Here is a 23,319-nt window from a genome sequence, read left to right as displayed (position 1 = left end):
CCCAGCCTGCTTCATCTCCATCCTTTCACATTCCTTTCTCTCCGCTGCAGCAAACCAGTTCCAGCCCATTACTCTCGTCTTGTGCTGCTCATATCATTGTCTTAGAAAACAATACGCGTCATGGCAGATAGTCAGGCACAAAACGAAATTTGCGCAAGATGCGTCCTAAAAGATTTATCTTGTGCCGCAATCTGAGTGTAAATCATGATTACGTGAACATCAGCTAAAGACATAAGCGCTGCCATTATGTATATTTAAATAAGAAACAGCTGCAGACAGACCTGCTGAGCCAGAACGGCCTGCAGGTGGCACATGCTGTGCCTCAGTGGTATTTACCGAAGTTTTATTAATGGAGACAAGGTGAGCAGTATGACTGGCAATAAGAAAAGCACCTCAAAGTCAGAGGAAGTGGCATCAAAGAAAGTGAAGACATCGGCATCAGTCAAAAGCACTGCAGCCAGGGCAAAGAGCTCCACCACCGAGGCATCAGCGTCAGCAAAAAGCACCAGGACCAGGGCAAAGAGCTCCACCACCGAGGCATCAGAGTCAGCAAAAAGCACCAGGACCAGGGCAAAGACCCCTGCCGCCGAGGCATCAGAGTCAGCAAAAAGCACCAGGACCAGAGCAAAGACCCCTGCCGCCGAGGCATCAGAGTCAGCAAAAAGCACCAGGACCAGGGCAAAGACCCCTGCCGCCGAGGCATCAGAGTCAGCAAATAGCACCAGGACCAGGGCAAAGAGCTCTGCTGCCGATGCATCAGAGTCAGCCAAAAGCACCAGGACCATAGCAAAGAGCTCTGGCACCGAGGCTTCAGAGTCAGCAAAAAGCACCAGGACCAGGGCAAAGAGCTCTGGCACCGATGCATCAGAATCAGCCAAAAGCACCAGGACCAGAGCAAAGAGCTCTGCTGCCGAGGCACAAGAATCAGCCAAAAGCACCAGGACCAGGGCAAAGAGCTCTGCTGCCGAGGCACAAGAATCAGCCAAAAGCACTGCCTCAGATGCATCAGAATCAGCAAAAATCACCTCCACCACCAGGGCATCATTTGCTCAAAGCAGTCAGGAGCATGTTGATTTTGATCGAGAGTCGTGCAAGTTACAGATTATGAAATGTGTTTGCGACATTTATGCTGATAAATGTGTAAACCATGATTTAAAGGAGAGGGCTGAGCGTGAGGCTGTCAGCGAGTATGAACAAACACGTTACAAGGGAGCAGCCAAAGCCAGGAAAGCTCAGAGCATAATCAGGACTATGGTCGAGGACAGACTTTCTGAGTACAACGACTCTTATTATGCTGAAGTTCTCAAGGCAGATACTAAGAATGATCTGTATAGTCTGTTACAAAATGCCTCTGATGCCTTTATGGCATTTGCAGACAATGAGACTCTGGTGAACTTTGCGCTTATGGCCAGAATTAATGATATTCAGGCTATGTATGACAGCTTGAGGGAGCTTTTAACTGAGCACAGTGACAGGAAAGACAGCAGCATAATGGTGCTTCAGATGCTCAGTGATATAAGACGCAGGGATTACACCGTAGCAGAGCAGTACTTTAACGATCATATTGGCAGCTATAAAGATTTTCTCTACAGCGTTGAGGCTGAGCTCGAGCTGGAAAGGGACAGAGTTCCATATGATCTGCCTCCAGGCACAAAAAGTTTTCATAAGCCGATCTTTGAAGATCGGGACAGCACTGTGGTGGACTTTGACTCAATGTCTCCCTCTGAGCTTGCCCTTTGGGCTGCGCAAAAGCTGCTGCCATTTTGCATCTCTTTGATAGTTGATAAGAGCATCAGTATGTCACTGGATGCAGAGCTGGATATGATAGTTAATGCCTTGCCAAAGTCAGTCATACCCCAGGACGGTACCAGCGCAATTGAACTTGAGCACTTTAGACAGATATGCCAGGATTTCCTGAACGATCCTAAAGTGTCTTATGTGAAGTCTCAATTGACAAGCCGTGTTTTAGAGTCTGACTCAATGAAGTCATTTCTTGAGTCCGTTGACTCTGCTATGGCTATGAGTCTTGTCTCTGTGGTCCGTCATCGTGACGCATTTGATAATTTCAAAATAAGGGTTACCAGGATTATTGAAAAGGGAACGCTCGATTATTTGAATGATCTTGACGGCTTTAACATGGATGAGATGATGGCTCTCAGTTTCATTTTTAATCAGGTTATAGCAAATCCGGTTATGTGTGGGCCAGGTGATGGCAAAATCCCGGCAATGCCATAAGGCTGGACATCCGAGGGCAAAGGCACAGGCAAGAGCACAGCTAAGGCCATGACCAGAAGCACTGGCAAGACCAGTAGCAAGGACAGAGCAGGTCAGTCTTAAGGCAGTTCCTGGCAGACCCTGAGCAGTGCATAGGGCGGCAAAAAGGCTGCATCGAAGCCTGCAGCCGCCAGAGCAAAGAAAACACAGCAGTTAACGTAACATCGCCATACTGTGCCCTGCTGTCTGTAAAGCTTATGCATAAGCCCTTCAGCAGCCTGCATATGGCGCAATGAAGTCTGCTGAGATGCTTTACAAAATATGATAAGTCGCCCTGCACTAAGCCCATAAAAGGCCCATACTGGTGCTTCTCCATGCCCGCAATCCATACCGCATGGTGGCCTTTAACGCCCGTAATTCAGGGTATGTAAATAAAGTCATTTACATCTATTTTGGGAACATGAACAGCTCAAGTACGAAAAATCAGCCTGTTTTGGTATTTATGGCCACCTGTTTAAGGACATAGTTAATAACACGTTAATAAGGCAGCACGTCAGGGCATCTGCTGTGGCCTGACCAGATCTGTAAGAAAAGAATAGAGTAAATTCCGGAGCATCAAAATGGGCATTTACGTAAATACAAACGTTAGCAGCTTAAACGGCCGCAGATATCTCAACAACGTACAGAATCAGCTGACTACTACGTACCAGAGACTCAGTTCTGGCCTGAGAATTAACTCTGCCAAGGACGACGCCGCTGGCCTGCAAATCAGCTCCCGCCTGACCACCCAGATAAATGGCCTGAACCAGGGTAACCGTAATGCCTCTGACGGTATTGCCCTTGCCCAGACCATTGAAGGAGCCATGGACGAAACCACCAATATGCTCCAGAAGATCCGTACTCTGGCAGTTCAGGCAGCCAATGGTACTAACACCGAGGCTGACCGTAAGGCTCTGGACACCGAGGCAACTGCTCTGGTAGCTGAGATTGACCGTATTGCCAGCCAGACCAAGTTCGGTGGTAAGACCGTACTTGACGGCAGTGATAAAGGTGCAACTTCGATTTACAGCACCAATAACGGCAGTGCTGGCAAGCTGACCTTACAGGTAGGCGCCAATAAGGGCGACACTATTTCCTTTGATGTTGCCAACATGAAGTTCACCAAAGCCATGGAGCTTGCTGGATATAAAGGTGCTGGTGCTGGTGCTGATAAATTCTGGAATGTTGATAAGAAGCTGTTACTTTCCACTGCTGACGGTGCTCAGGCTACTATTGAGGCCATTGATAAGATCATCGGTGCAGTCGACGCACAGCGTGCTGGCCTAGGTGCAATCCAGAACCGTCTTGAGAGTTCGATCCGCAACCAGGCAAACGTTTCCGCCAACCAGGCGGATGCCCGTAGCCGCATTCGTGATGCAGACTTCGCCGAAGAGTCTGCCAACCTGAGCCAGCAGTCCATTATCCAGCAGGCTGCCACCTCAATGCTCATGCAGGCCAACACCCGTCCACAGCTGGGTCTGTCCCTGTTAGGCTAATACAGCACGTCCAAACAAGGCTGCAGCATCCCTAAGTCCATGCAGCCTCTCCGGAGCCCCTGATCTACAAAGGTCAGGGGCTTTGGTATTTATGGGCTTTGAAGGGCATGGGTGAATCGCCAGGGCTGTAAGTAGAGGGTGTAAATAAATTTTTATATCTATTTAGTTTGTCCAGTAGTGCTGTTTACGATAAATCAGGGAGTATCGCATCTGCGTGTGTCTATTTAAGCTGAAATGAAAGGGCGCGTTAGTACTATTGCATGTGAGGGCAACTGCTGTGGCCCCAATCAAAACTGAAACTAATAGTGAAAATACCGGAGCATCAAAATGGGCGTTTACGTAAATACAAACGTTAGCAGCTTAAATGGCCGCAGATACCTCAACAACGTACAGAATCAGCTGACTACCACTTACCAGAGACTCAGTTCAGGCCTGAGAATTAACAGTGCCAAGGACGACGCCGCTGGCTTACAAATCAGCTCCCGCCTGACCACCCAGGTTAACGGCCTGAACCAGGGTAACCGCAACGCCGCAGATGGTATTGCTCTTGCCCAGACCATTGAAGGCGCCATGGACGAAACCACCAACATGCTCCAGAAGATCCGTACTCTGGCTGTCCAGGCTGCCAACGGCACCAACACCGGCGAGGATAAGGCCGCTCTCTCCAAGGAAGCTACTGCTCTGATTTCTGAAATCGATCGTATTGCAGGCCAGACTCGTTTCGGTGGTGCTCTGATTCTTGATGGCAGTGATGGTACAGGCCTGTTACAGGGCGGTAAGAAGTCTGCCGGTAATCTTACTCTGCAGGTAGGTGCCAATAAGGGTGACATCATCTCATTTGATATTGCAAATGCTCACTTCACCAAGATCGCCGATGCTACTAAAAAGTTTGGCGGCGGTGGTGCCGGTAAGATTGATATCAAAACTTTCTACGATGGTGGTGTAGTCAAGTTTTCGGCTGCTGATGCCGCTCAGAACGCCATTCAGGCCATGGACTACCTCATTGCTCAGGTAGATGCCGAGCGTGCTGGCCTAGGTGCAATCCAGAACCGTCTTGAGAGTTCGATCCGCAACCAGGCAAACGTTTCCGCCAACCAGGCTGACGCCCGTAGCCGCATTCGTGACGCAGACTTTGCTGAGGAGTCCGCCAACCTTTCACAGCAGTCCATCATCCAGCAGGCTGCCACCTCCATGCTCATGCAGGCTAACACCCGTCCACAGCTGGGTCTGTCCCTGTTAGGCTAATACAGCACGTCCAAACAAGGCTGTAACATTCCTAAGTCCATGCAGCCTCTCCGGAGCCCCTGATCTACAAAGGTCAGGGGCTTTGGCGTTTTTTGAGCATGGAAAAGCATCATACGGCAGTTAACGCTTTACAAAACTCCAAAGCATAAGGTTTCGTTATGTAAAGCAATTACCAATGAGTCGGGAGGCAAATCATGAGGCATGAGGCATGAGGAATATTAAGATAATTGTGGAAAGGCCTGACTACGGGCGTTAAGCGGCAGTTGCCATGCTGAGGTCATGGCGCTTAAACGCCAGAATTGATATCTATTTCGCGTGTGCGCAGTTTATGAAAATCGGCTTATTTTTCATTGATTCAGCTCTATTCAAGGCTTAAACATACATGGCGTTAATATAATTGCATGTGAGGGCAACTGCTGTGGCCCCAATCAAAACTGAAACTAATAGTGAAAATACCGGAGCATCAAAATGGGCGTTTACGTAAATACAAACGTTAGCAGCTTAAATGGCCGCAGATATCTCAACAATGTCCAGAATCAGCTGACTACCACTTACCAGAGACTCAGTTCAGGCCTGAGAATTAACAGTGCCAAGGACGACGCCGCTGGCTTACAAATCAGCTCCCGCCTGACCACCCAGGTCAACGGTCTGAACCAGGGTAACCGCAATGCCGCAGATGGTATTGCTCTTGCCCAGACCATTGAAGGCGCCATGGACGAAACCACCAGCATGCTCCAGAAGATCCGTACTCTGGCTGTCCAGGCTGCCAATGGCACCAACACCGGTGAGGACAAGGCAGCTCTCTCCAAGGAAGCCACTGCTCTGGTAGCCGAAATTGACCGTATTGCCGGTCAGACCCGCTTCGGTGGCGCCCTTATCCTTGATGGCGGTAAGAACACTGGTCTGTTAGTTGGTGACAAGGAATCCGCCGGTCAGTTAACTCTGCAGGTAGGCGCCAATAAGGGTGACACCATTACCTTCGACGTAGGTAACGCCCACTTCACCAAGATTGCAAATGCCACTGGCAAGTTCGGCACTGGTCAGGGCAAGGTCGAGATGAATAAGTTCTTTGAGAACGGTAAAATCAAGTTTTCGGCTGCTGATGCCGCTCAGAACGCCATTCAGGCCATGGATTTCCTCATTGCTCAGGTAGATGCCGAGCGTGCTGGCCTAGGTGCAATCCAGAACCGTCTTGAGAGTTCAATACGCAACCAGGCAAACGTTTCCGCCAACCAGGCTGACGCCCGTAGCCGTATTCGTGACGCAGACTTCGCCGAAGAGTCCGCCAACCTCTCCCAGCAGTCCATCATTCAGCAGGCTGCTACCTCCATGCTCATGCAGGCTAACACCCGTCCACAGCTGGGTCTGTCCCTGTTAGGCTAATACAGCACGTCCATACAAGGCTGCAGCATTCCTAAGTCCATGCAGCCTCTCCGGAGCCCCTGATCCCCAAAGGTCAGGGGCTTTGGCGTTTTTTGAGCATGGAAAAGCATAATCCGGCAGTTAACGCTTTACAAAACTCCAAAGCATAAGGTTTCGTTATGTAAAGCAATTACCAATGAGCCGGGAGGCAAATCATGAGGCATGAGGAATATTAAGATAATTGTGGAAAGGCCTGACTGCGGGCGTTAAGCGGCAGTTGCCATGCGGAGGTCATGGCGCTTAAACGCAAGAATTGATATCTATTTTGCGTGTGCGCCGTTTATGAAAATCGGCTTATTTTTCATTGATTTAGCTCTATTCAAGGCTTAAACATACATGGCGTTAATATAATTGCATGTGAGGGCAACTGCTGTGGCCCCAATTAAAACTGAAACTAATAGTGAAAATACCGGAGCATCAAAATGGGCGTTTACGTAAATACAAACGTTAGCAGCTTAAATGGCCGCAGATATCTCAACAATGTCCAGAATCAGCTGACTACCACTTACCAGAGACTCAGTTCAGGCCTGAGAATTAACTCTGCCAAGGACGACGCCGCTGGCTTACAAATCAGCTCCCGCCTGACCACCCAGGTTAACGGCCTGAACCAGGGTAACCGCAACGCCGCAGATGGTATTGCTCTTGCCCAGACCATTGAAGGCGCCATGGACGAAACCACCAGCATGCTCCAGAAGATCCGTACTCTGGCTGTCCAGGCTGCCAACGGCACCAACACCGGTGAGGACAAGGCCGCCCTCTCCAAGGAAGCCACTGCTCTGGTAGCCGAAATTGACCGTATTGCTGGTCAGACCCGCTTCGGTGGCGCTCTTATCCTTGATGGCGGTAAGAACACTGGTCTGTTAGTAGGTGACAAGGAATCCGCCGGTCAGTTAACTCTGCAGGTAGGCGCCAATAAGGGCGACACCATTACCTTCGACGTAGGTAACGCCCACTTCACACGTATTGCTGACGCTACCAAAAAGTTTGGTGCAGCTCAGAACCAAGTTAAGCTTGAAAATTTCTATGATAAGGGTAATAAAGTAATCCAGTTTTCCAAGGCTGATGCTGCTCAGACTGCTATTCAGGCTATGGATTTCCTTATTGCTCAGATTGACTCCGAGCGTGCTGGCCTAGGTGCAATCCAGAACCGTCTTGAAAGTTCAATACGCAACCAGGCAAACGTTTCCGCCAACCAGGCTGACGCCCGTAGCCGTATTCGTGACGCAGACTTCGCCGAAGAGTCCGCCAACCTCTCCCAGCAGTCCATCATTCAGCAGGCTGCTACCTCCATGCTCATGCAGGCTAACACCCGTCCACAACTGGGTCTGTCCCTGTTAGGCTAATCAAGGCAGCCCGTGCCTGAGCTGCAGGCCTGTATGGTCCTGCAGCATCTCCGGAGCCCCTGATCCCCAAAGGTCAGGGGCTTTGGTGTTTTATGAACAATGCAGCTTAAGGTCCACCCAGCTTAACTCAAGTAAGATTAGTCAGGTTAACAGCAGCGTGCTCAAGGACCCCAGGACATCACGCCTTTTGATTCCAGCTCTTTACGGGCAATCTTCTTCACTTCTCTCCAGTCAGCTGCGCTTAAAAACGTTGCGTCTTCCCTTAGCAACAAACGACTACACCCCGCCTCTTAACAGCCATCAGCCAAGAGCACAGAACCATACTCATTTTTTGCGCAAAAATGCAAAACTTTCATTTATCTGCAAAACAATGCAGCCGTCTTTCATAATTTGCAGTCAATTGCATATCTTTGCATGAAAATAACTGCAAATTTTGCAGCTGGTGGCGTAAAGCGAGCTTCCATTGGAACCTGGCTCCATGGACTGTATGAACAAGTATTCGGTTTTGTTTAAGGGAGAGTTTAGATTGGATAAGACCTGTAAGGAGTCTTACAGTCAGGTGAGAATCTGAGAGGATGAGACGAGCTTAGCAGCTTCAGGAGGGGAGCAGGTTGACGGCTGCTGCAGGGGGCTACAAAAGCGTTTCAGGCCAGGTGCAGCATAGCTTGTTCTGTGCATTTGGCTATGTGGAGCGGCCTACGGGGCTCGAACCCGCGCCAGGAGCTTGGGAAGCTTCTGTTCTACCACTAAACTAAGGCCGCACACGTTGGATTGTATTACTACCTGGGAAAAAAGCAAGTAAGGCCCAGTAATGATGCAGGCTTTCAGAGCAGTGCTTTCTGGCTAAGGACTCCCGGTCTGGCTTTTCCAGGGCCATTTCCCAAAAACCCCACCTTTCAAGCCCCACGCAGGTTATATGTCCCAACGCTATTGATCTTAGCCACAAAGCACCCAAAATGCCTCTGCATGGTCAAGCCAAATTTAGGGTTAAGGCTAACATCTGTTGAACCTGCAAGGCCCCATGCGGGCAGCATCAAGTCCCTGCAAAGGTCCAGTCATCCTGTCCTTACCAGGCCGCCCTAAAGGTCCAAAGCCGGGCAACCGCAATGCCTCACTGATGTCGTATGCATAGCAGCAACTGGACATCAAGTAATTAGCCCCAAGCCCCTGCAAGGCCCAAAGCCGGGCAAGCGCAATGCCTCACTGATGGCGTATGCATAGCAGCAACTGGACATCCAGTAATTAGCCCCAAGGCCCATAAAGGCCCCTTTAGGGTCAAGGCCCTCATCAGTTGAACCTGTAGTACTCAGGGCCAATGCCTCACAGCCACGCCCCATCAGTCCGGCCTTTCCAAGTCCCCCAGCCTGTCAACCATAAGTCCCAGGACCCCTGCCGGTTGAGGACATAGTTGCGGTCTCAAGGCACCTCTTTTATGCCATTCATCCGCTCACCCCAAAGGCCTCACGGTAAAAACCTGTCCACGGCATATACAGAGACCTCAACCCCTTATCCGCAAAGCCCCAACCTCACCATTCACTGAGCACAGCTTTTTCACGCCTGTAACCTTGGGCAGCCATATCCCAGGACCCGGACAGGTTAAGCCATGACCCGGACAGCCATCTACCATGCACAAGGACAGCCAAAGCCATGACCCGGGCAGTCATCCTCGCAGGACCATGGCCGCCAAAGCCATTGGCCAGGTCATTTCCCTGGCCCCAGGACATTACCCTGGCCCAGGGGCAGGGCTAAATGACCATCTTTCTTCTCAGGTACTGGATACTCTCGATGAGGGTAGCCGGGTCGGTAGCGGAGGTGGCTGAGGCCACATAGTGCATACCTGCGTAAGGGCCATCAAGCAGCTGGCCGTAGGCTGTCAGCGGCAGTACCTGGCCCTGTATCTCCAGACCAAGGGACTTGAGCTCACGGCAGATAGCCACTGTGTATTCAGCACCTGTGGAGTAAACAGCCTTAAAGGAAGGGCAGCGCTCTATGACCATGCGGGTAATCTGGCCATAGGCTGTGGCAATGAGGTCCATGGCCTCGGCCGGGCTGCGGTTGCTCTCCTCGAGCATACGGTCAAACTGCATGAGAATCTGGGAATTGGCGCCCAGGTGGTCTGATACGGCAAAGACAGTGGTGAAGTCATCAGCACGGGCCACCACATTGGTCACTACACGCTCAATCTCGGCAGCACGCTTCTGATCATCATCAATGAGGTCAATATTCTTGACCGGTACAAACAGAGCCTTTTCCTCAAGGCGCAGCATTTCCACCTGGGCGGCAATAAGAGGATTGGAGCCGCCCACCAGACCGAAGATCTTCTGATTAAGACCGTCCTCGGCACTGCCGGCACGCATGACCTTGCGGGCCATGGTGGCGGTGAAAGGACCCGGGTCTACAGCAATGAATTTGATGCCTGACTTGATGACGGCATCGGCAATGGTGTTGATGTCCTGCTGAGAGGTACAGTCAAGCACAATGGCGCGGGTACCACTCTGGGCAAGGTCCCGAATCTTGGCAGCCAGACAGTCACTGCCATGGAAGAGATCCTTAAGATGCAGAGCCTCGGACTTGTAGCGGAATTTCTCGGTAAAGAGATCAGCTACACGGCCTCCGTCATAAGGGCGCAGATCATCAAGGCCCACCAGGGACTTTTCTACAGGCTTGCCATCTACCAGGATATAACCGCCCACATTGGAGCGCTTGAGCTCAGGGAAGGCCGGTACCACAATGGCCACACGGTTGTCTCCAAGGGCATCGAGCAGGGCCTGGGTCTCGGTACAGGTATTACCGCGCATGGCCGGGTCAATACGCTTGGCATAGAGTTTTACGTCACTGGACTTGAGCAGTTTGCCTGCATAGAAAACCATCTGATAGCTTTGAGATGGCATGAGATTACGGCTGTTGGTGGAATACACCAGGCAGTCGTATTTCTGAGTGGCCGGATCCTTAAGGCCACGAGAACTTACCAGAGAGCACACAGTAGAGCGGTTCTTCTGCAGCATCGCACCTACTGAGCTGGCTCCGGTAATTTCATCAGAGATCACAACGCATTGAGCCATATTTCTTTTTTCCTGTATAAGACAAACCACAAAAGCCCGGGGCAGTCCTGCCTGCCAGAGCTTACAGTCACTCCTGACAGACAGGGCACCAATTATAAACATTTCACCGGCGCCGCAAAGAGCCCCGCGTCCCGGTACCACAGGCGCACTGCCACAGCGCAGGGGCAGCAGTAATGTAAGGCCACTCAGGTCATTTACAGCCCGGCGCAGCCTGAAGGCCCTTTACAGCCCTGTAAAGAGCAGCAGGACTGTGCAGGCCATAAAAGCCCGGCAGGCCAGGCAAGCCCCAGGCAGCATGCCCGGACACAGCCCTCATGAGGCCAAAGTACAAGGTAAGCCCTTGCCCTGCTCTGCTGTCCCGGGGCAGGGATAGAGCAACACCGCAGCATATGACATCACAGGCAGCATTGCAGCAGGGCTGCTGGCACAAGGGGCAAGGGCGCAAGAGCTACTGGCATACGGCGCATATCGTAACGCCGCACTGGCCAGCGGCAGCCAGCGACATGCCGCGCGCCATGATGCCTCAGCCATACATCTGTTCAAAAGGCAAGCCGCACACAGCGTAACGACATAAGGGTCAGCATGACTGGCATGGAGGTCAGTGTCATGGCGTTACGCCACATACTATGCGCAGCTCACAGCATAAAAGACCCAAAGCAGGCCCAGGGGCGGTGCAACAGAGACTTTCATCTGGACTGCGTCCCCATACTATGTGCCGCGCGCTATGACGCCACAGCCGCCATTTAACGCCAGACGACTGGCAGCGCACAGCGTATCGCGGCTCCCATACTGGTCACTATGGTCCGTAGGACGCACAGCTGACAAGCTCTCAGCATGCATCGCAGGCCTGGCAGTCAGCGCACAGCATGGCGTCGAGCCCTGCAAGCGGCGCCTTGCAACGTGCGACGCACAGCGTAACGCCGCAGGTAGCGTAACGCCACCCGGCGTCGGGCCTTGCGCAGCGTGACGACACAGCCGGTGCCACAGCACCGTAAGTCCCAGCGCCTCAGACCATGACATCACAGCCCCTATAGTTGACCACACTGGCTGTACAGGGGCATGAACAGGCACTATGCCTGCGCCGCAAGACAACGAGCCCTGCACATCGTGACGACAAAGCCGGTGCTACGGCACCAAAGGCCCCAACCCTCAGCCCTGACATCACAGCCCCTATAGTTGACCAGGCCGGCTGTGCAAGGGCATGAACAGGCACTATGCCCGCGTTCCCGGCGACGGGCCTTACGCAGCGTGACGACACATTCGTGTAGCGGCACCTTAAAGGCCCCAGCGCCTCAGACCATGACATCATAGCCCCTATAGTTGACCATGCTGGCTGTACAGGGGCATGAACAGGCACTCTGCCTGCTCCGCAAGACAACGATCCTTGCGCAGCGTGACGACACAGCCGGTGCTACGGCACCAAAAGCCCCCACGCCTCAGCCCTGACATCACAGCCCCTATAGTTGACCAGGCCGGCTGCGCAAGGGCATGAACAGGCACTCTGCCCGCGCCGCAAGACAACGAGCCTTGCGCAGCGTGACAACACAGCCGGTGCAGCGGCACCAAAAGTCCCCACGCCTCAGACCATGACATCATAGCCCCTATAGTTGACCAGGAAGGCTGTACAGGGGCATGAACAGGCACTATACCCGCGCCACAAGACAACGAGCCCTGCGCAGTGTAACGACACAGCCGCGCAAGGGCACCAGGCAACGTTCGGCCCACAGCATAACGAGGCGTCTGGCATGTGCGGCTGCTACAAGCCTCCGGCGTAAGGATGACGCAGTCGGTGCAATGCTGCCAGGCGACGGGCCGCCCGCAGCATGGCGCAGCATGCTCGCAGCGGCGAGAGGTGGCCTGCGCGCCAGATGGCCATCACAGCCCGAGTCTCAATCCTGGCCTGATGGCGCAGCGTATGGGGCGCAAGGCGCATTGCGCCATGCTGCGCAGGGCGCGCAAGGCGCGGCAGTCGACAGGCGTCAGCCCAGAGTGGAGATTCGGGCGCGTATCATCAGTACTGATGATGGCACCACTGAGATCTCGTCTATGCCCATGCGCACCAGCTCATGGGTAAAGCCCTCATCTGCAGCCAGCTCACCGCATACACCTACCCAGATGCCATGCTTGTGGGCATTGTTGACTGTCATTTCAATCAGGCGGATAACGGCACGGTGATAAGGGTTTAAGAAGCGGCCCAGCTCGGCATTCTGACGGTCAACAGCCAGGGTGAACTGGGTAAGGTCATTGGTGCCTATGCTGAAGAAGTCGACATGCTCGGCCAGCAGGTCGGAGATAACAGCTGAGGCCGGAGTCTCAATCATAATGCCCAGCTCAATGTTATCTGAGTATTCCCTGCCCTCACGGCGCAGCTCTTCCTTGACCTCCTCACAGATACGGCGGCAGTCCTTGACCTCCTCTACTGAGGAAATCATAGGGAAGAGAATGGCCAGACGGCCATAGACCGAGGCGCGGTACAGGGCACGCAGCTGGGTTTTAAAGACCTCAGGCTGGGTAAGACAGATACGAATGGCTCTCATGCCCATGGCAGGATTTTCCTCATGCTTGAGCATGAAGTAATCAGCTGTCTTGTCAGCGCCTATATCCAGGGTTCTGATAATCACTCTCTTGCCCTCCATGGCAGAGAGAGTCTCCCTGTAGATATTGAACTGGGTTTCTTCAGAAGGATAATCTGATGAGGACAGGTAGATATATTCAGAGCGGAACAGACCAATGCCTTCGGCATCTGAGCTCTTGACCAGATCGAGATCAGATACGGCGCCGATATTGGCATAGAGGCTGATTTTGCGACCGCTTAAGGTCCTGGTCTCACGGCCACGGAACTGCTCGAGGCGGGCACGCAGAGCATCTTCAGTACGCTTGCGGTCAGCATATATCCCCTGGGTCTTTTCATCAGGATCGATAATGACGCGGCCGGCACCACCATCGATAATGGCCAGCTTGCCCTCCAGATCCGGGGTCAGGCGGTTGCCTATGCTGATAACAGCAGGCAGACCCAGAGTACGGGCAAAGATAACAGTATGCGAGCGGGATGAGCCCTCGGAGGTAATAATGCCCTTGACGAGGTTCTGGTCGAGCTGAACGGTTTCAGAAGGGGCCAGATCGTCTGTGGCCAGAATCACAGGTTCATTGGCATTGACCAGGTGGTGTGGCTGCTTGAAGCCCGAGTTTTCATTGAGGATATCGCTCAGGCGTCGGGACACGTCAATTACATCAGCGGCACGGCCCTGCATGTAATCGTTGTCCATCTGGCTGAACAACTCAGCAAACTTGTGGCCTGTTACCTCAACGGCATATTCAGCATTGACCATTTCATCTCTGATGGTCTGCTCAATGGCGTCAACATAATCAGGATCATCAAGCATCATCTGGTGAATCTGAAAGACTACGGCATTCTGTTCACCAAGGCGTTCTACTGTGACCTCATAAAGAGAGCCCAGCTGGGCAATGGCCTCAGCTCTGGCCTTTTCAAAGCGAGCCACTTCAGCATCGGCATCTTCAATACCGCGCCTGGAGGCCAGAGGGGCATGACGCTGCATAAAGCAGATACGGCCCATGGCAATACCACGGCTGGCCGGGGTACCGTGAATCACTTTATGACGGCCGTCATTTTCAATTTCAGGCGTTTCACTGGCGGTATTAAAGGAAATAGTGTCGTCGTCATAATGCAGACCGGAGGTAGCCACATCACTCTTGAGATCATTATTGTGGTGACGCAGGCTGGCGCTGGCAGCAATAGAGCTGCCCGGCATGAGCATATAGGCCGGGGTACCCATTACCACAGGCGGTACCGGCTCAGCTGTGCCTGCTGAGTCAATAATGCGAACTGAGCTGTAAGGGGCGTTACTAAGTCCCCCGGTACCATGGCTTAAAGGCTCGGTGGCAGAGGAGAAATCCTGAAACTCAGGACTTTGCATGAGCACACCCTCATAGCCGTGAGCAAAATTCAGTGCCTTGGCAGCGGCCACGGCATCAGCAGCAGCCAGATGTGCTGCATCGGCTGCCGCCACAGCGGCGGCAGCAGCGGCCTCAGCCACCTGCAATGTCTGCTCAACCTTGGAGTGGGCATCCTCAGTGCTCAGATCACTGGAGCGGCTGCCCGAACCGGCGACTGCAGGAGAGTCCTGAGCAGCTGATTCTGCATGAGCACCAGAATCGGCCTGACTGTCAGGGGCAGAGTGCCCGTCACAGCCGCCATGGACGCCAGCATCAGCGGTGCCAGCTGAATCAGCCGGAGCCGGGCAGACCTGAGCACCGTGGTCCTGAGTGGCAGCCTCAGCATGAGCGGCATCATTGCCCTCAGTCATGACTGTCAGAGCGGTGCTGTGGCAGCTGTCGCCACTGGAGCAGCTGCCATGGGAGTCATGGTCGCCACTGGCATCATGGCATGCCTGGGCATCATGGTCATCATGGCAAGCCTGGGCATCATGGCATGCCTGGGCATCATGGTCATCATGGCAAGCCTGGGCATCATGGCATGCCTGACCCTCATGGACATCATGGCCCATGCCGGCATCACCAGCCTCAGTGGTACCACAGTCCTGGTGATGGTGGGGTGCACTGTCCTGGCTGTCCTTGTCGCCATGATGCTCAGCGCCTGCGCTGCTGCCATTGTGGTCCATGCCACTGTCTGTGCTGTGGTTGCTGTCGTGATGGTGGTCACCGGCCTCCAGGCTGCCCTGGTCGTGCAGCTGGTCGTGCTGGTGAGCTCCAGAGGCATTGCTGTGCTCTGGGCAGCCCGGGGCACTGTCCTGCCCAGAGCTGCTGTAATCTGTTGTGCCTGTATTGCAGGTATTACAGCCCTCAGCCTGATTGAGGGAGCTGTTATCCTGATAATGGTCATGACCTGTATGGACAGCACCTTCAGGGGCACTGCCTGGTTGTGTCTGCTTATCCATGGGGTTGTGGTCGCTCAATTTTCCTTGTCCTGATTTCTGGCAATTAGATGATCATAACCCATACCAGCCCCGGCTCCAGCACTCTGAAAACTTCGAATTAGCATAGAAAATATACGCACAGCTCCAAATCAGCGCTTTGCACGCGCCAATCGGCTGATACCATCCTGTAATTACCAGAACTTTTTGCCATCAGAGCGGGCAAAGACAAGGCATTATGTCACTGCCTGAGGTACAAAGAGGTACTTTTGGTGCTGAATATTGTCCCGAAATTATTTCCTGCTCCATTTCACCCCGGGTGCGGGTAAGACAGGCAGGTGAGGGTAAGGCCGAATTGGATATGGGATGGGGATTGAGGGCCTGGGACAGTACCTGGGTCATGATATTGGCCATCAGGCTGTCCATACCGAGGGACAGAGAGCAGGGACAGTTGAGAATGCCGGCTGGGACCTTTGTTTGTACAGAGGTACGAGAGGCACTCTGACTGCAAGCAGCAGCTGTACTAAACAGCAACAGCTCAGGTAGGGGCGGGCGCTTGCAGCGGCAATGGCAGCAGGTATGGCTGCTGCTGCTGCGGTTCATGCTGCAGGGATGAGGTCGACTGAGGAGCCTGGGCAAGTGAGGAGGTTGGGTCAGTCTCAGTGACGCGGCGCGAGCTGCAGGTGCTTCAGTAGATGGCGGAGTCGGCGCGGGGACGGAGCGGGCTAGGCTGGTCTGTGAGGGCACGGCGCGGGCGCTGCCTGGCGCGGTATGGCCCTGTGATGTCTGGTGAGCCTGCAGGGCCAGTGCGAGCTCAGTGAGCATAGGACAGGCGATGGGGAGGGCGGCTGTTATCTTTGCCCAGGGCGGGCGCCATAGACATACATAAGTGCTAAAATAGGCGCAATTTTGGCCCGCGATGTCTTAACAGATGTTGGGGCTGACGGTCTGTACAGGTCATGAGGCTGCAAGTGCTGCCAGGGCAGGTGCAGGTCAGATTTTTACAGGTGCGGGCACTTCCTACTCCGCACTGTGGCTAAAGGAACTTTAAGATGGAAAAAGTCAAAACACGTTTTGCACCTTCCCCAACCGGCTATCTGCACGTGGGTGGTGCCAGAACAGCTTTATTCTCCTGGCTGTATGCCCGTCACTGTGGCGGTACCTTTGTGCTGCGTATTGAGGATACTGATCGAGAGCGCTCCACTCAGCCAGCCATTGACGCCATTTTAGAGTCCATGGAGTGGCTTAACCTCAGCTGGGATGAGGGTCCTTACTATCAGACAAAGCGCTTTGACCGCTATAAGGAAGTTATTGACCAGCTTATTAAGGATGGCAAGGCCTACAAGTGCTACTGCTCCAAGGAGCGCCTTGAGGAAGTACGTAATGACCAGATGGCCAAAGGCTTAAAGCCACGCTATGACGGTCACTGCCGTGATGACCACTCCGAGCACAGCCATGATGAGCCATATGTAGTGCGCTTTAGAAATCCAGACAGCGGCACTGTTGAATTTGATGACATGGTCAAGGGAAAGATTACCTTCCAGAACTCCGAGCTGGACGACTTCATCATTCAGCGTTCTGACGGCACTCCAACCTACAACTTCTGTGTGGTAGTAGATGACTTTGACATGGGTATTACCCACGTTATCCGTGGTGATGACCACGTCAACAATACCCCACGTCAGATCAATATCTACCGTGCCATGGGTGCCAAAGAGCCTGTATTTGGTCACGTAGCCATGATTCTTGGTGATGACGGCAACAAGCTGTCCAAGCGCCATGGTGCAGTAAGCGTCATGCAGTACCGTGAGGACGGCTATCTGCCTGAGGCTCTGTTAAATTACCTAGTACGTCTGGGCTGGTCTCACGGTGATCAGGAAATCTTCTCCGTACCTGAGATGATTGAGCTCTTTACCCCTGAGCAGATTAACAAGTCAGCCTCCAGCTTCAACACCAAGAAGCTTGAGTGGTTAAATGCCCAGTACATGAAGTCACTGCCACGTGACCAGGTAGCAGCCGAGCTCAAGTGGCACTTTGCCCGCATTGGCATCGACACCGACAAGGCCGAAGGCCCATGCCTTGAGCTGGTAGTAAAGAACTACTGTGAGCGTACCCACACCCTCAAGGAAATGGCTGAAAAGACCCGCTGCTACTTTGAGGACATCAATGAGTACGACGCTGCCGGCGTAAAGAAGTGGATCAAGGAAGGCTCAGTAGAGATTCTCAAGGACTGTCTGACCACTCTGCAGGGCCTTGAGACCTGGGAAGCTGCCGTCATCGACAAGGCTCTTGAGGGCGTAGCTGAGCGTCATGAGGTAGGCATGGGCAAGGTAGGTCAGCCATTACGTCTGGCCATGACCGGCACCCCAACCTCACCTGGCATTGGTGACACCATGGAGCTGGTAGGCCGCGAGCGTGCCTTCAAGCGCATCGAAGACGCCATCGCCGCTTTCTCAAAGTAAAAGAAAGAGAAAGAGCAAGAGCCCCGAAAGCTCATCCACAGCTGAATACCAGCAGCCATGCTCCTGTCAGCGCTGACCTCAACGCAGTGCAGGGACGGGCACGGCAGACATCACAGCCATGCAGGCCCAGGCCATACACGCAGAGCTCGTTTACAGTCACGCTCTGCCCGGCCCGGCCTGCATGGCTTTTTTCTGTGCCTGAAATCCCATCTGATGCTTGCCAGACGCTCTGCCAGTAAAGGAGCGCAGGTCAGTCTGTCTGGCTGGGAGGTTGCTGTCAGTCAGTACCAGTATGGCTGTAAGGACAGCCGGTAATGCTGGCGGTACTGTATGGCTGTAAGGACAGCCGGTAAGAGAGGCTGCCTGGTATGGCTGTTATGCCAGACGCTAAGGATGGCTGCATGGCATGGCTGTAAGGACAGCCGGTAAGGCTGGCAGTACTGTATGGCAGTAAGGACAGTCGGTAAGGCTGGCGGTACTGTATGGCTGTAAGGACAGCCGGTAAGGCTGGCAGTACTATATGACGGTAAGGCTGGCAGTACTATATGGCTGTAAGGGCAGTCGGTAAGAGATGCTGCCGGTATGGCTGTAAGGACAGCCGGTAAGGCTGGTGATACTGTATGGCTGTAAGGACAGCCGGTAATGCTGGCGGTACTGTATAGCTGTAAGGGCAGCTGGTAAGGCTGGCAGTACTGTATGGCTGTTATTACAGACGCTAAGGATGGCGGCCTGGCATGGCAGTAAGGGCAGCTGGTAAGGCTGGCTCTCTGGTATGGCTGTAAGGGCAGCTGGTAAGGCTGGCAGTACCATATGGCGGTAAGGACAGCAGGTAAGAGAGGCTGACCGGTATGGCTATAAGGACATCCGGTAAGGCTGGTCGTATTACTGAGTGATGGCAGCCTGCAGCTTGAGCTTCAGTGATGGGGTATGGTTGAGAGACGGACAGTTAGGGGGCATGTAGGACATGCATGTTGTCACATGGATGAGCGCTGTCTGGCTGGGCGGAGAACAGGTCTCAGGTATGTGTGTGAGAAAAGATGAAAAGGCAGCAGCCCGTCAGGGTTGCTGCCTTTTTAAAGGGCGTAAGCCAGGGCTCTTTCAGCCCTTTTTCTGCTCTTCTCCCAGAGATTTGAGCATATGATCTCTCATGTTGGCCAGATCTTTATCGATATGGATGAGAGCGCGTATGGCCTTACCATCGTCATCAACCTCTACATAGTTGAAGTCCATAAAGGTGTCCGGCTCTGTTGGGAATATGTAGGCTGTGTCGCTGTTCGGGATGCTTACCAGCAGCCATGGCTCAGAAAGGGGAATGAGCTTTTCCCTGTCCTCGTTTTTAAAGAAGGAGATGAAGTCTTCAGCCTTTGTGCGGGGGACCTTGATACCTGAGGCTACCATTCGTGGTACATCGTAGTCCCACCACCTGATATCCATAAGGTCAGAGATAATCTCATCTGAGAAGCGGTAACGGACAATACGCTGAGAGCCGCTGCTGCCACCACCTACTACCACGGCATAAGGAGGAATGTCCTTTGTCACCACAGTGCCGGTACCAATGACGGCACCATGGCCAATGGTTACTGATTTGGGGAATCTGGTATGGGCGCCAATCCAGACATCATTGCCTACTGTTATCTCATTGGTATCTCCGCCATTTTCAGCAAATACCGGATTGGGTACAGGAATATCTCCTGAGTAATACATAAAGAGGCGGTTGTTGAACATGCTGCTGGATGTGCTTGGCTGGTCTATGACATGAAAGCCCATGCCCATATCTACATTATGAGCAACAGAGCAGTAGCGGCCAATGCTGGTGGTGATCACGGTACTGTGGTGGGCAACATAGGAATAGGCGTCAATCTGCACGCGGAAAGCATGTGAATTATTGCCAAAATGAACCGGGCCGCGATAGCGCAGATTACGGGATATGGCCACCTGATCTGACACGGACAGATATACTTTTTTAAGACTGTCCCTGATGGCAGAAGAGGGGATGGCAAGTTGAAGTTTGACCAGTGGCATTGATTATTCTCATGTACAGTTATAGTGGCCCTTAGGCTGGGAATGGACTGATTAGTGCGCGGGCGCTGCCAGCTGTCGAAGGCCTGCTGTCAGCTCAAATATGCAGCCCTCAATGCAAGTAAGTATATTCAGCTCCACCCTGCAGCCATCAATGCAATGAAGTACGTTCAGCTCTAACCAGCAACCCTTGAGGCGAGTGGGTAAATTCACAACTGAGAGCGTCTCATGGCAAGGGTAAAGCACTGTCATTCATGCCGACCTTTATGCAGTTAAGTAATATCCCATTGAGCACAGCCTTGCAGGGCGCTTCACTGCAGTGCTCAGCACCTCGTACTACACATACGCTGTGGGCAGCCCGTGGCCGCATCGTCAGGTATAGCTGTTTTCTGCTGCTGCAGAGGCCGGTTTGAGACTACGCCAGTTATGAGCGAGCTTCAGGCTGCGACTGTGAGGTGTTACAGTCGTTCACGAGCAGTATCGACCTGCAATATGACCTGCGTGCTTGTATGATAAGTGGTCAGTTGCAGTTCTGCTCAGGAGACATTTGGTCAGCGCTGCAGGAAGGCACGTACAGCCTGTCCTTCATCATTGACCTCAACACAGTTGAAGTCCATAAAGCTGTCAGGCTCAGATGGGAACACATAGGCCGTTTCAGGATCTGGTACGCATACCAGAAGCCATGGCTCACAGAGCTGCAGCAGCTTTTCCCTGTCTTCGTTTTTGAAGAAGGATATGAAGTCCTTTACGTCGGTAGATGGCACCTCAACCCCTGAGGCAATCATACGGGGTACATCATAGTCCCACCAGTTGAGCTCCAGCAGGTCGCTGATTATCTCATCAGAGAAGCGGTAGCGCAGAATTCGCTGGGAGCCGCTGCTGCCACCTCCGGCAACAATGGCGTAAGGAGGGATGTCCTTTGTGACTACAGTGCCGGTTCCTATGACAGCTCCATGACCTACCTTTACTGATTTGGCAAATTTGACGTGAGCGCCAATCCAGACATCATGGCCAATCTCTATCTGACTGGTGTCGCCACCCTGAGCGACCATAGCGGGACTGGCTTTCTTGATCTCGCCTGAGTAGTGCATGAAAGCGTGGTTATTGAAGAAGCTGTTGCTGGTAGTAGGGTAGGTCATAATGTGGTTACCCATGCTCATGTCCACTCGATGCCCAACAGAGCAGTAGCGGCCCAGCTTGCTGGTAGCCATCATGGTCTCAAAGGAGACCTCGGTATAGGCATCAATCTGCATGCGAAAGGCAAGACAGTTACGTCCAATATTAACCGGACCACGGAACCTGAGGTTACGTGCAAAGCTGATGTCACCATAAATACGCAGATGCAGTGAGGCCAGCTGATTGCGCAGCTGCTCGGATAGTTCTGTAGGTTTAAGTCTGACAAGTGGCATTGGATATTCCTGTTAGCCGGGAGCCATATTCAGTAAGGCAGATAACATGTCTGTGAAGTCTGAGGCCTGCAGCCAGCACACGCATCCTGTATTACAACCAGTCTGTAGTATGCATTCATAATCCAGAAGCAGAAGCCCATGACCAGATAACTGCAAAGGGCTGCTATGAGGTCAAGACAGGCTCTGAGTGCAGCGGCATATGTACGGACATCGGCACCGGGCACAGCACCTGAGGATGCATGAGTGGCTCACATATATGCAGATCTGCGGGCTTTACGCTGCAGACAGAGTGACCCTTAAGGATGGTTCATCCTGTTTGTACAGCTATGACTCCACAGCTGCAAAGTGATATGAACAGTCGATTATCTCACACCAGGCCACATCGCCAAACAGCCATGCAACTCATGACCTGGATATTGCCGCGCCACCATGGCAGGTCCATACCAGTCACTGCACGAAGCGCCAGACGGGACCTGACATGACATGTCATGCCATGGTACGTCTTTGCTGGCAACTTGGGCAGCATTATTCATAAGCGCCAGTATTGGCGCTCATCGGCGCTGCTCCTGTCATGTGTGTTAGGCAGGGATCCACAGTACCTCAAGTGCTTTTCCCTCACCAACGAGTTCGCCTAATCAGATTCACACTGCCCTTTATCTCCCGTCTTTAAGCGATTTGGATTAATGCGGCAGCCAATGTCTGATGTACTGCTAATCCCATGGTTGTCATACAAGCAATGAGCGCGGTCTTTAGAGCAGGCAGTCATTTGGTAGCCATACTGTGCTTGGTTAAGAGCTGAATATGCAGATCAAGGGCAATCTAAAGCGGAGATGTCAGGACAATCAGGAAAGTCGTAAGAGTCAGATCTGCAGCATCAGAAACTCACAATGTGAGAACTAAGAGAGATAATCGCCGCTCGGATAAACAGCTGTTACCAAATAATATTAACCTATTGTCATAATAAAACATTTTAGAAAGCGCCCAATTGGATTGAGTAAAAACGTTTTTCCATAGAGAAGAATAAAAACATAACATTATAATTGCAAATACATCGATGTGTATGCCAATGAAAAAGGCAGCTTCCTGACGAGCAGGGGCTGCCCTTATTTATTGGGGTACTGCAAACGTTGTCATTGTCCCAATGGCTTGCTGTCATCTCTACGAGCTTGCCTATCGTAAAGCTGACTGCAGCTTATCAGAGCAGGTTCAACTGTTATGCAGTACATAATAATTCGAGCTGTACTAACAGTGCAGCATGTCTGCACAGGCAGCCCGTTGCGGGCTGCCCTAAGGTCTGCACAGCGTGCTGTGCTGGCCTGATTAACTGCAGAACAATGTTACTGCATCATTAGAATACGTAGCGTACGTTAGCAGAAGCGCCGAACTCCTTGATGTTGGAAGAACCAGTGTAGTTCAGACCAACACCAACGCCCAGGTTACCGGACTTGGCGGCTACGCCCATGGCAGCGCCGTAGGTGAAGCTGTCAACAAACTCGGACTTGGTAGCAACGCTCCAGTTGGTTACGTCGGTCCAGTTTACAGTGCTGTCCAGAGTGTCATCACCGAAGTTACCGGTTAAGGTAAGGTCGAAGGATGGCTTGACAGTCCACTGCTCACCAGCGTACTCCTTGGCGATGGTTACACCGACAGGGATGGAGAATACGTTGGCAGTTGAGTTCTCAACAGAGGCTGCAGAGCCGCCGTCAAAGCCAACAG

The 23,319-nt window shown here is 52.7% G+C and carries 12 protein-coding genes and 1 tRNA gene; 6 read left to right on the top strand and 7 right to left on the bottom strand.

The window, feature by feature from the left end:
- Positions 1–332 precede the first annotated feature (332 nt).
- A complete protein-coding gene (locus MXE41_RS05270) occupies positions 333–986 on the bottom strand; it encodes a hypothetical protein (RefSeq protein WP_247099610.1) in 654 nt (217 codons plus the stop codon).
- Positions 987–1,404: 418 nt separating this feature from the next.
- Between MXE41_RS05270 and MXE41_RS05265 the strand changes: the two genes are divergently transcribed.
- The 5 genes from MXE41_RS05265 to MXE41_RS05245 all read left to right on the top strand — a co-directional run bounded on the left by MXE41_RS05265 (position 1,405) and on the right by MXE41_RS05245 (position 7,759).
- A complete protein-coding gene (locus tag MXE41_RS05265; RefSeq protein ID WP_247099609.1) occupies positions 1,405–2,235 on the top strand; it encodes a hypothetical protein in 831 nt (276 codons plus the stop codon).
- Between the two features lie 599 nt (positions 2,236–2,834).
- Positions 2,835–3,749, top strand: coding sequence for a flagellin (locus MXE41_RS05260; protein WP_247099608.1), 915 nt, complete (start codon positions 2,835–2,837; stop codon positions 3,747–3,749).
- Between the two features lie 327 nt (positions 3,750–4,076).
- Positions 4,077–4,994 carry a flagellin gene (locus MXE41_RS05255; RefSeq protein ID WP_247099607.1) on the top strand — a complete coding sequence of 306 codons (918 nt, stop codon included), beginning with the start codon at positions 4,077–4,079 and terminating at the stop codon, positions 4,992–4,994.
- A gap of 468 nt (positions 4,995–5,462) precedes the next feature.
- Positions 5,463–6,377, top strand: coding sequence for a flagellin (locus tag MXE41_RS05250; RefSeq protein WP_247099606.1), 915 nt, complete (start codon positions 5,463–5,465; stop codon positions 6,375–6,377).
- Positions 6,378–6,838: 461 nt separating this feature from the next.
- Positions 6,839–7,759 (top strand): flagellin, encoded by a 921-nt coding sequence (locus tag MXE41_RS05245; RefSeq protein WP_247099605.1) that lies wholly within the window; start codon positions 6,839–6,841, stop codon positions 7,757–7,759.
- A 687-nt stretch (positions 7,760–8,446) separates the two neighbouring features.
- Here the strand turns inward: MXE41_RS05245 and MXE41_RS05240 are convergent.
- From MXE41_RS05240 to ptsP, 3 genes are all read right to left on the bottom strand, one after another.
- A tRNA-Gly gene (locus tag MXE41_RS05240) sits at positions 8,447–8,520 on the bottom strand.
- 984 nt (positions 8,521–9,504) lie between these two features.
- Positions 9,505–10,821: a four-carbon acid sugar kinase family protein gene (locus MXE41_RS05235; protein WP_246978978.1), complete on the bottom strand. Its 1,317-nt coding sequence runs from the start codon at positions 10,819–10,821 to the stop codon at positions 9,505–9,507.
- Between the two features lie 1,979 nt (positions 10,822–12,800).
- Positions 12,801–15,737, bottom strand: coding sequence for a phosphoenolpyruvate--protein phosphotransferase (ptsP, locus tag MXE41_RS05230; protein ID WP_247099604.1), 2,937 nt, complete (start codon positions 15,735–15,737; stop codon positions 12,801–12,803).
- 1,028 nt (positions 15,738–16,765) lie between these two features.
- Between ptsP and gltX the strand changes: the two genes are divergently transcribed.
- On the top strand, positions 16,766–18,175 hold the full coding sequence (gene gltX / locus MXE41_RS05225) for a glutamate--tRNA ligase (protein WP_247099603.1): 1,410 nt from the start codon (positions 16,766–16,768) through the stop codon (positions 18,173–18,175).
- 1,098 nt (positions 18,176–19,273) lie between these two features.
- Here the strand turns inward: gltX and MXE41_RS05220 are convergent.
- The 3 genes from MXE41_RS05220 to MXE41_RS05210 form a co-directional block, all read right to left on the bottom strand.
- Complete coding sequence (locus MXE41_RS05220) at positions 19,274–20,110, bottom strand: hypothetical protein (protein ID WP_247099602.1); 837 nt, start codon at positions 20,108–20,110, stop codon at positions 19,274–19,276.
- 635 nt (positions 20,111–20,745) lie between these two features.
- Complete coding sequence (locus MXE41_RS05215) at positions 20,746–21,603, bottom strand: CatB-related O-acetyltransferase (RefSeq protein ID WP_246978982.1); 858 nt, start codon at positions 21,601–21,603, stop codon at positions 20,746–20,748.
- A gap of 1,348 nt (positions 21,604–22,951) precedes the next feature.
- Positions 22,952–23,319 (bottom strand): autotransporter domain-containing protein (locus MXE41_RS05210; RefSeq protein WP_247099600.1); only part of this gene is annotated, 368 nt, incomplete at its 5' end.

Origin of the sequence: Anaerobiospirillum sp. NML120449 (assembly GCF_023051105.1) — a bacterium.
In the GTDB taxonomy this organism is placed as follows: domain Bacteria; phylum Pseudomonadota; class Gammaproteobacteria; order Enterobacterales; family Succinivibrionaceae; genus Anaerobiospirillum.
Note: the sequence above shows the minus strand (reverse complement) of the source record. Positions and strands in the feature narration are given on the sequence as shown.